This window comes from Psychromarinibacter sediminicola (genome assembly GCF_029168335.1).
GTDB lineage: Bacteria > Pseudomonadota > Alphaproteobacteria > Rhodobacterales > Rhodobacteraceae > Psychromarinibacter > Psychromarinibacter sediminicola.
In genome coordinates this window covers 1-8,845 of the sequence record NZ_JARGYC010000112.1, presented here as the reverse complement: position 1 = coordinate 8,845, position 8,845 = coordinate 1, and the positions used below count along the sequence as shown (strand labels likewise).

Genomic DNA, 8,845 nt, shown 5'->3' with positions numbered 1-8,845 from the left:
CGTGCAGCGCCGCCCCGCCCTGTCTATCGGGGCGGCGCTTCCGGCGAGGACGGTGCCAGATGTCCGGCATACTTGCTTATGTCTCCGGCATCGTAAGGCTCGACCGCGCCCCGGCGGGTCGGCGCTGCACGGCGTTCCGCTCGACCGGGGCCGCTATCCGGCAAGGCCGAGAAGGTCGTGTCGTGTAGTATGGCCGCCGCCGATCCCAGTTAGCGGTAACAGCAATAACATCAGGCACTTGGCATGGTGTCCAACCTTGGACACCCCCCGTCAAGCCCCCGTCACGCCCCCGTCACGCCCCGCCAGAGATTGCGGGTTGTCCTCCCTTCGGGCAAACATGAGCGCACCGATTGAGGGGACATCGCATGGACATCGCGCATCTCGGCCACGTCGAAATGCTGACCGACCGCTTCGACGCCACGCTCGACTTCTTCACCCGCGTCTACGGCCTGACCGTCTCCGGCCGCGACGCCACCAGCGCCTATCTCCGCGCCTGGGACGATTACGAGTTTCACACGCTCAAGCTCACCGCCGCCGAGACCACCGGCGTCGGCCATATCGGCTATCGCGCCGCCAGCGCCGAGGCGCTCGACCGCCGCGTCGCCGCCATCGAGGCCTCCGACTTCGTCGCCCACGGCTGGGTGGACGGCGACCAGGGCCACGGCCCCGCCTTCCGCTTCGAGGATCCGTTCGGCCATCTCTTCGAGATCTACTGGGAGACCGAGAAGTACCGCCACGGCGAGGCCGACCGCCCCGCCCTGAAGAACAACGCCAGCCGCTTCCACGCCACCGGCGCCTGTCCCCGGCGGCTCGACCACCTCAACCTGCTGGCGCAGGACGTCACCGAGTTCCGCCGCTTCATGGAGACCTGCCTCGGGTCTCGCGTGACCGAGCTGATCCAACTCGACAACGGCCGGCTCGGCGGCTGCTGGTTCACCGTCAACAACAAGGGCTACGACCTCGCCTGCACCGAGGAGCACGGCGGCGGCCGCGGCCGGCTGCACCATGTCACCTACGCCGCCGACCAGCGCGAGGACATCCTGCGCGCCGCCGACATCTTCCTGGAGAACGGCGTGCATATCGAGACCGGGCCGCACAAGCACGCGATCCAGAACACCTTCTTCCTCTATGTCTGGGAGCCCGCGGGCAACCGGGTGGAGATCGCCAATGCTGGCGCCCGCCTGATCCTCGACCCCGACTGGGAGCCCGTGGTCTGGACCGAGGCCGACCGCAAGAAGGGCCAGGCCTGGGGGCTGAAGACGATCGAGACCTTCCACACCCACGGCACGCCGCCGGTTCCGGGGACGGGCGCATGAGGATCGCATTCATCGGGATGGGCGAGGCGGGCGGCGCGCTCGTCGCCGGCTGGGACGGCGCGCATCCGGGCATCCGCGCCTATGACATCAAGACCGACGCCTCCACGACCGCCGGCCCGATGTGGGCGCGCTACGAGCGGCTGGGCATCGAGGGGGCCGAGCGGCCCGCTGGGGCGGTGGGGCGGGCGGAGCTCGTCTTCTGCACCGTCACGGCGGATCAGGCCGTCGCCGCCGCCCGCGCCGCCGCGCCGCACCTGGCGCGCGGTGCCTGGTGGTGCGACCTGAACTCCTGCGCGCCGTCGTCCAAGCGCGAGGCCGCCGAGGTGATCGAGGCGGCGGGGGGCCGTTATGTCGACGTGGCGGTGATGTCGCCGGTCCATCCCAGGCTGAACATGGTGCCGCTGCTGATCTCCGGTCCCCATGCCGCCGAGATCGCGCCGGTGCTGGAGGCGTTGCCGATGTCGCTGCGGGTGGTCGAGGGCGAGGTGGGTCGCGCCTCCTCGATCAAGATGATCCGCTCGGTGATGATCAAGGGAATCGAGGCGCTGTCCGCCGAATGCGCCCTTGCCGCCGTCGCCGCCGGCGTGGCGGACGAGGTCATTCCGTCGCTCGCCAACAACTATCCCGGCACCGACTGGTCGGCGCAGATCGCCTATAACATGGAGCGCGCGCTGGTCCATGGCGGCCGCCGGGCGGCGGAGATGGAGGAGGTGGTGAAGACGCTGTCCGACCTCGGGCTGCCCGCCTCGATGACCGAGGCCACGGTGCGCTGGCAGCGGCGCCTGTCGCAGGTCGACGTGATCCCGCCGGAGGCGCCCCGGGAAACGGGCGCCGTGGCCGTGGCCGAGAGCGTATTGCCGGAATTTGTAAAGAGTATCCACAAATAAACCGCAAAATTGTCGGTTGGATGTTCGATTCGTGATATCCATTCGGGCCTGCGAGCGCTACTCCCGCGGCAGATCGTCCGCCAGATGCACCCAGGGCAGCATCTCGGCCGCGAACTCGTGCCGCTCGGGCGTCGCCAACTCGGGCCGGTCCAGCGAAGCCGCATAGCCGTGGATCTCGCCCGGCGCCCGGTCGCTGCGATAGGCCATCTGGCTGCCGCAGCGGCCGCAGAAGAACCGCTCGACGCCGGGCGAGCTGCGATAGACCGAGGGCGCCTTGCCGAACCACCGCCAGGCCGAGGCGCGCACGCCGAAGAACGTGGTGAACGGCGCCGAGCAGGCCCGCCGGCAGCTTTCGCAATGGCAATGCCCCTGCCACAGCACCGCCTCGGGGTCGAACTTGTAGCGCACCTGCCCGCACAGGCAGCGTCCCTGGCCGTCCAGCATCGCGATCTCCCGCTTGTGTCGCGGCCGCAGAATGTGCGCGTTGCACCGGCGCCGCAATGGCCTTAGCGTCGCGGCCAACGCGAACCGGGACGCCGCGCATGACCGAGACCGCAGGACGCATCACCCTCTGGCATATCGAGGTCTTCGTCGCCACCGCCGAGGAAGCGTCGATCTCGGCCGCCGCCCAGCGGCTCGGCGCCAGCGCGTCCTCGGTCTCGCAGCAGCTCACGAATCTGGAAACCGGACTCGGCACGTCGCTGTTGAACCGCAACGAGCGGCCGATGAGCCTGACGCCGGCCGGCACGCTGTTCTTGCGCCGCGCCCAGACGATCCTGAACGAGGCCGCCCGCGCCCGCGCCGAGCTGGCCCGCCGCGACCCGGCGATGCTGACCCGCCTGCGGCTGGGCGTGATCGAGGATTTCGACGCCGAGGTCACGCCGCGCCTGCTGCGCGCGTTGGCGCAGGAGATGACGGGCTGCCAGTTCCTCTTGGAAACCGGCGCCTCGCACCGGCTGTTCGACAAGCTGGAGACCCGCGCGCTCGACATGATCGTGGCCTCCGAGATGGGGGCCGAGGCCGCCTGGATGGAGATGCACCCGGTGCTAACCGAACCCTTCGTCGCCGCGGTGCCCAAGGATTCGGTCGAGGAAGGCGCCGACCTGATGGCCGTGCTGCGGCAGATGCCGCTGATCCTTTACACCGAGCGGCACCATATGGGCCGTGTCATCGCCTCGCACCTCGCGCAGCAGAACCTGCGCCTGTCGCACCGGTTCGAGCTGGACAGCTATCACGCGATCATGGCGATGGTGGCGGCGGGCGAGGGCTGGACGATCCTGACGCCCCTGGGCTTCATGCACGCCGCGCGGTTCCGCGAGCAGGCCGACGTGCTGCCGCTGCCCTTCGCGCCGTTCTCGCGGCGCATCTCGCTGACCGCCCGGCGCGGCGTGATGGAGGACATCCCGGCGCGCACGGCGGAGCGCCTGCGCGAGATGCTGGCGGAGTACGTGGTGGCGCCGGCGCTGGAACGGATGCCGTGGCTCGACGGCGCGCTTCGGGTGGAGCGGGGCACGGCGCCCGCGGCGGTCTGACGGGAAAAAGGCGGCGCCGCGCGCCGCCCCCGAACTGTCGCGAAAGACCGGCTCAGGTCCCGTAGGCCAGTGCCACGCCCTTCACGTCCTCGGCCGCGCCGACCAGCGCGCCGGCGACGAGGTCGCAGTCGGACCGGGTCAGCCGCGCGGGCAGGCGGCAATCGCAGGCCCGCATCAGCATCGCCCGCGTCTGCGGCAGCTCCGGCACGTCGCCCAGAAACTGCCAGTTCCAGAAGGCGCGCGCGTTGTCGGTGGACATCCCGAAGATCTGCACCTTCACGCCGCGCGCGGCGGCGGCGTCCTGGAACGCCTTCGCCTCGGCGTCGTCCAGGCCCACCAGGTTGAACTGGATCGAATCCGGCGCGCGCTCCTCGGGGCCGAGCTTGTCGGGCACCGACAGCCAGTCCGAGCCGTTCAGGATGCGGGCGACATAATCGTGGTTGCGCCGACCGTCGCGCACCCGGCGCGGAATTTCGGCCAGCTGCGCCCGCACCAGCGCGGCCGACAGGTTGTTCAGCCGCGTGTTGTAGAGCGGCAGCTTGTTCTGCCAGTGGGCGAAGCGTTCCTGCACGACCGGGTGCTTCTTCCAGAAATGCTCGTAGGCGCCCGACATGATGACGGCGCGCGCGATGATGTCCGGGTCGTCGGTGATCAGGATGCCGCCTTCGCCCGCGTTCAACAGCTTGTAGGACTGGAACGAGAAACAGCCGATGCGGCCCAGCGTGCCGATCGTCCTGCCGTGCCAGGTGGTGCCCAGCGAATGCGCCGCATCCTCGATCACCGGCAGCCCGCGCGCGTCGGCCAGCGCCATGATCGCGTCCATGTCCGAGGTGTGCCCGCGCATATGCGAGATCATCACCGCGTCCACGCCGTCGAGCTTCGCCTCGAAATCGGCGATGTCGATGCGGAAGTTGTCGCGGACCTCGCAGAGCACCGGCACGCAGTCGGCATGCACGATGGAGGAGGGGACGGCGCCGAAGGTGAAGGCCGGGATCAGCACCTTCGCCCCGCGCGGCAGGTCCAGCGCCTTCAGCGACAGAAACAGCGCCGCCGAGCAGGAGGCCACCGCGAGCGCGTATTTCGCGCCGATCATCTCGGCGAATTCGCGCTCCAGCAGGGCCACGGGGCTGTCGCCGGAGGAGGTGTAGCGGAACAGGTCCCCGCTCGACAGCAGCCGCTCGATCTCGGCGCGGGCGGTCTCGGGAATGGGCTCGGCGTCGTAGACATTCGGGGCAAGCGCCATGGTTTCACCTTTTCCGAAAACTCTCTTCGGGAACCCTATAAAGAAGCGGCGGCCATGGAAAGCCCTTTCCGTTCGGAATGGCACGAATTCGCCGGCCTCTGTCATCGGGCGGCCACAGACATACCGGGGGCAGGGGGCGGAACACCCCAACATGTGGTATCGGGTCGGGGCGCGCGGGGCGCCCTGTGGCGGGGTGCTACCGGGCGCCGGGTTTCAGGATGATGCAGGTGGTCGAGCCGGTCGCATAGACGCGCCCGTCCTCGGCCCCCACGATCTCGCCGCGCGCGATCCCCGTCGACCGGCCCGCGTGCTGGACCACGCCCTCGGCCAGGATCTCCGTCTCGAGCGGGATCGGCCGGACGATATTCACCTTGTATTCCAGGGTGGTATAGACCCAGCCCTTCGGCACCCGGGTCATCACGGCACAGGCCATGCAGCTGTCGAGAAGGGTGCCGTACCAGCCGCCATGCACCGACCCCATCGGGTTCGAATCGCGAAATTGCGGCGCGCCGCGGAACACGACGCGGCCCTCCTCGACCGCCTCCAGCCAGTAATTCATGGCCTCGGCGATCGGCGGGCCGGCGATGCGCCCCTCGAACATGCCCAGCATGAAGTCCAGCCCCGACATCGAGGTCAGCTCCTCGAAGCTGGCCAGCTGGTCGGGGGTCTCGGCGACATACATCGACATGAAAAAGGCTCCAGCGCGATACGCGCCGGAGCCTAGTCGGTGTTATGCAGCCGGGGCAACGCCCCCGATCGTTTTACGCCACGTCGCGCAGCGCGACCTGCGGCTGGATACCCAGCGCATGGCAGACCTCGCGCGTCAGATGCGGCTTGTTGAGCGTGTAGAAGTGCAGATCCTCGGCCCCGCCGTCGATCAGCTCGCTGCAGAGCTCGGTGGCCATCGCCGTCGCCAGCAGGTCGTGCCGGTCGTCGCGCTGGGCCTTCTCGAACGCCTCGATCACGTGCGGCGGCACGTAGGCGCCGCAGCTGTCGGCGAATTTCTTGACGCCCTTCCAGTTCTCCACCGGCAGCACGCCCGGGATGATCGGCGCCTCGATGCCCGCCTTCTCGCACTTGTCGCGGAACCGGAAGAAGTTCTCGGCCTCGAAGAAGAACTGCGTGATCGCCGAGGTCGCGCCGGCGTCGATCTTGCGCTTCAGCCAGTCGATGTCGGCCCCGTCATAGCCGGAATCGGGATGCGGGTCGGGATAGGCGCCGACGCGGATGTTGAACTTGCCGGTCTGGGCCAGCGCCTCGATCAGCTCGCAGCTGTCGGCAAAGCCGCCCTCGGTCGGGGTGAACTTGCCCTGGCCCTTCGGCGGGTCGCCGCGCAGCGCCACGATCTCGGTCACGCCGGCCTCGGCATAGCGCTCGACGATCTCCATCGTCTCTTCGCGGGTGGCGTCGACGCAGGTCAGGTGCGCGGCGACGTTCAGCCCGTAATGGGTATGGATCGTCTTGACGGCGTCATGCGTCAGGTCGCGCGTGGTGCCGCCCGCGCCGTAGGTCACCGAGACGAAATTCGGGTCCAGCGGCGCCAGCGTGCGCACGGTGTCCCAGAGCCGAAAGGACGCTTCGAGCGACTTCGGCGGGAAGAATTCGAAGGAAAGGCGAGGCGTGGTCATGACAGAATCCCGTTTCGTGGCTTAGCGTTCTTGTACGCCCCGGCCACATGTGAGACAAATTCATAATCCTCAAGAAGGTTATGAACGGGACTGCGAATGCACCTCGAATTCCGCCATCTCCGCACGATCAAGGCGATCCACGAGGCCGGCGGTCTCGCGCGCGCGGCGGAGATCATGAACATCACGCAATCCGCCCTGTCGCACCAGGTCAAGGGGCTGGAGGACCAGGCGGGCGTGGAGCTGTTCGTGCGTCGCACCAAGCCGTTGCGCCTGTCGGCGGCCGGCATGAAGCTCTTGCGCCTGGCCGAGCGCATCCTGCCCGAGATCGAGGCGCTGGAGGACGAGTTCCAGAGCCTGCAATCTGGCAAGTCCGGCCGGCTGCACATCGCCATCGAATGCCACGCCTGTTTCGAATGGCTGTTCCCGGTGCTGGAGCAGTTCCGCCGCGCCTGGCCGGATGTCGATGTCGACATCCGCCCGGGCCTGGCCTTCGACGCGCTGCCGGCGCTGAAGCGCGAGGAGGTGGATCTCGTCGTCTCCTCCGACCCCGAGGAGCTGCCGGATGTCGATTTCACGCCGCTGTTCGACTACGAGCCGGTCTTCGTCGCCTCCTCGCAGCACCCGCTGGCGCAGAAAAGCTTCATCGAGCCCGAGGATTTCCGCGGCGAGACGCTGATCACCTACCCGGTGGAGCGCTCGCGCCTGGACATCTTCAGCCAGCTGCTGACGCCGGCCAAGGTCGAGCCCCGCGCCGTCCGGCCGGTGGAGCTGACGGCGGTGATTCTGCTGCTGGTGGCGTCGAACCGGGGCGTCGCGGTGCTGCCCGACTGGGTCGTGCGCGAGGTGCGCTACAACTCCGACTACGTCACCCGCCCGCTGACCGAGACCGGCCTGACCCGGCGTCTTTTCGCCGCCACGCGCAGCGAGGACACCGCGCGGCCGTTCATGTCGCATCTGCTGAAGCTCGCCCGGACCGAGCCGCTCAAGCTGCAGCGCCAGGCGGAGCCGTTGCCAGGGTGAGCGCCTGCGGCGCAAGATTTCTGGCACTTCGTGCGCGTTGGGGGCTCCGCCCCCAAACCCCCGGCGTATTTTGAACGAGAAGAAGCAGGGGGACCGGACGGGTCGGCCGGAGTTTTTCCTGCACGTCGGCGGGGAGTGAGAGACAGGCATGCAGATATTCCGGTGCCCGGCTTGTGCGGCGCGGGTCTATTTCCATAACGCGGCCTGTGGCTGCGGCCAGGCGGTCCGGTTCGATCCCGACGCGCAGGCGATGCGCGCGGAGGGGCCGGTCTGTGCCAATCGCGACGAGATCGGCTGTAACTGGCTGGCCGAAACGGAGGGCTGGTGCCGGTCCTGCAGGATGACCCGGATCGTGCCGGACCTGCGCGCGCCCGAGAACCGGCCGCTCTGGGAGAAGACCGAGCTGGCCAAGCGATGGGTGCTCGCCTGTCTCGCCCGCTGGGGCTGGTTCGTCGTGTCGGATCCGGGGCCGCGGCCGTCCTTCCGGCTGCTCAGCGAACGGACGGCGGCGGGGGACCACGATGTCGTCATGGGCCATGCCGGCGGCGAGATCACGCTCAACGTCTCCGAAGCGCACGAGGCGACGCGGGCGGCGCGGCAGGAAGGTCTGGGCGAGATCTACCGCACCATGGTCGGCCATATCCGCCACGAGATCGCGCATTTTCTGTTCCTGCGGCTGAGCGTGGACGCGGCGTTCCTGTCGGGGTTCCGCGCCCTGTTCGGCGACGAGCGGGCGGATTACGCCGCCGCGTTGCAGGCGCATTACGCGGCGCCGAAGCCGGCGGGCGCCTGGCACGTCACGAGCTATGCCACGGCGCATCCGCACGAGGACTGGGCCGAGACCATCGCGCATCTGCTGCACCTGACGGACCTGCTGGATTGCGCCGCCGCGGCCGGTCTCGCGCTGCCCGACGGGCCGCCGCCCGGCTACGACGCCTATGCCGAGCCCGACACCGACGCGCTGATCTCGCGCGCCGTCGACCTGGCCATCGCGGTCACCCATGTCAATCGCGGCCTCGACCTGCCGGACCTCTACCCGTTCGTGCTGACCCGCGGCGTGCGCGACAAGATCGGCTTTGCCCATGCGCAGCTGCGCCGCGCCTGAACCGCCGCCGGAATGGCCTTCTAGAGCGTTTGCCCACCGACATGAATCGATTGGGGATTCCCATTCGGCCGAGGGACTGATTCACTGACCCTGGGGCAGATACTGGGGGCAGCG

9 protein-coding genes are annotated in these 8,845 nt (G+C 68.7%); 5 read left to right on the top strand and 4 right to left on the bottom strand.

Translation table 11 applies throughout. The annotated features are described in order from the left end of the window. The first annotated feature begins 365 nt into the window (after nt 1-365). Nucleotides 366-1,316, top strand: coding sequence for a VOC family protein (locus tag P1J78_RS23160; protein WP_275569754.1), 951 nt, complete (start codon nt 366-368; stop codon nt 1,314-1,316). Beyond that, nucleotides 1,313-2,203: an NAD(P)-dependent oxidoreductase gene (locus P1J78_RS23155; RefSeq protein ID WP_275569753.1), complete on the top strand. Its 891-nt coding sequence runs from the start codon at nt 1,313-1,315 to the stop codon at nt 2,201-2,203. Before P1J78_RS23160 ends, P1J78_RS23155 begins: the two co-directional genes overlap by 4 nt. Nucleotides 2,204-2,260: 57 nt before the next feature. On the opposite strand, the gene P1J78_RS23150 is transcribed toward P1J78_RS23155, so the two are convergent. Beyond that, nucleotides 2,261-2,647, bottom strand: a complete 387-nt coding sequence (locus P1J78_RS23150; RefSeq protein WP_275569752.1) for a GFA family protein — start codon at nt 2,645-2,647, stop codon at nt 2,261-2,263. A gap of 98 nt (nt 2,648-2,745) precedes the next feature. Between P1J78_RS23150 and P1J78_RS23145 the strand changes: the two genes are divergently transcribed. Beyond that, nucleotides 2,746-3,735 (top strand): LysR family transcriptional regulator, encoded by a 990-nt coding sequence (locus P1J78_RS23145; protein ID WP_275569751.1) that lies wholly within the window; start codon nt 2,746-2,748, stop codon nt 3,733-3,735. A gap of 52 nt (nt 3,736-3,787) precedes the next feature. On the opposite strand, the gene P1J78_RS23140 is transcribed toward P1J78_RS23145, so the two are convergent. The 3 genes from P1J78_RS23140 to metF form a co-directional block, all read right to left on the bottom strand. Then, nucleotides 3,788-4,978 (bottom strand): DegT/DnrJ/EryC1/StrS family aminotransferase, encoded by a 1,191-nt coding sequence (locus P1J78_RS23140; protein WP_275569750.1) that lies wholly within the window; start codon nt 4,976-4,978, stop codon nt 3,788-3,790. Nucleotides 4,979-5,174: 196 nt separating this feature from the next. Then, complete coding sequence (locus P1J78_RS23135; RefSeq protein ID WP_275569755.1) at nt 5,175-5,660, bottom strand: PaaI family thioesterase; 486 nt, start codon at nt 5,658-5,660, stop codon at nt 5,175-5,177. A gap of 79 nt (nt 5,661-5,739) precedes the next feature. Next, nucleotides 5,740-6,606 (bottom strand): methylenetetrahydrofolate reductase [NAD(P)H], encoded by an 867-nt coding sequence (metF, locus tag P1J78_RS23130; RefSeq protein ID WP_275569749.1) that lies wholly within the window; start codon nt 6,604-6,606, stop codon nt 5,740-5,742. A 96-nt stretch (nt 6,607-6,702) separates the two neighbouring features. On the opposite strand from metF, the gene P1J78_RS23125 reads away from it, so the two are divergent. Continuing rightward, nucleotides 6,703-7,626: a LysR family transcriptional regulator gene (locus P1J78_RS23125; RefSeq protein WP_275569748.1), complete on the top strand. Its 924-nt coding sequence runs from the start codon at nt 6,703-6,705 to the stop codon at nt 7,624-7,626. 148 nt (nt 7,627-7,774) lie between these two features. Then, complete coding sequence (locus tag P1J78_RS23120; RefSeq protein ID WP_275569747.1) at nt 7,775-8,731, top strand: putative zinc-binding metallopeptidase; 957 nt, start codon at nt 7,775-7,777, stop codon at nt 8,729-8,731. Nucleotides 8,732-8,845: the final 114 nt, after the last annotated feature.

Bases quoted from the DNA above. Each gene is read 5' to 3' on its own strand.
- P1J78_RS23140 (WP_275569750.1), bottom strand. From the start codon at position 4,978: ATGGCGCTTGCCCCGAATGTCTACGACGCCGAGCCCATTCCCGAGACC.
- P1J78_RS23120 (WP_275569747.1), top strand. From the start codon at position 7,775: ATGCAGATATTCCGGTGCCCGGCTTGTGCGGCGCGGGTCTATTTCCAT.
- P1J78_RS23155 (WP_275569753.1), top strand. From the start codon at position 1,313: ATGAGGATCGCATTCATCGGGATGGGCGAGGCGGGCGGCGCGCTCGTC.
- P1J78_RS23125 (WP_275569748.1), top strand. From the start codon at position 6,703: ATGCACCTCGAATTCCGCCATCTCCGCACGATCAAGGCGATCCACGAG.
- P1J78_RS23135 (WP_275569755.1), bottom strand. From the start codon at position 5,660: ATGTATGTCGCCGAGACCCCCGACCAGCTGGCCAGCTTCGAGGAGCTG.
- metF (WP_275569749.1), bottom strand. From the start codon at position 6,606: ATGACCACGCCTCGCCTTTCCTTCGAATTCTTCCCGCCGAAGTCGCTC.
- P1J78_RS23160 (WP_275569754.1), top strand. From the start codon at position 366: ATGGACATCGCGCATCTCGGCCACGTCGAAATGCTGACCGACCGCTTC.
- P1J78_RS23150 (WP_275569752.1), bottom strand. From the start codon at position 2,647: ATGCTGGACGGCCAGGGACGCTGCCTGTGCGGGCAGGTGCGCTACAAG.
- P1J78_RS23145 (WP_275569751.1), top strand. From the start codon at position 2,746: ATGACCGAGACCGCAGGACGCATCACCCTCTGGCATATCGAGGTCTTC.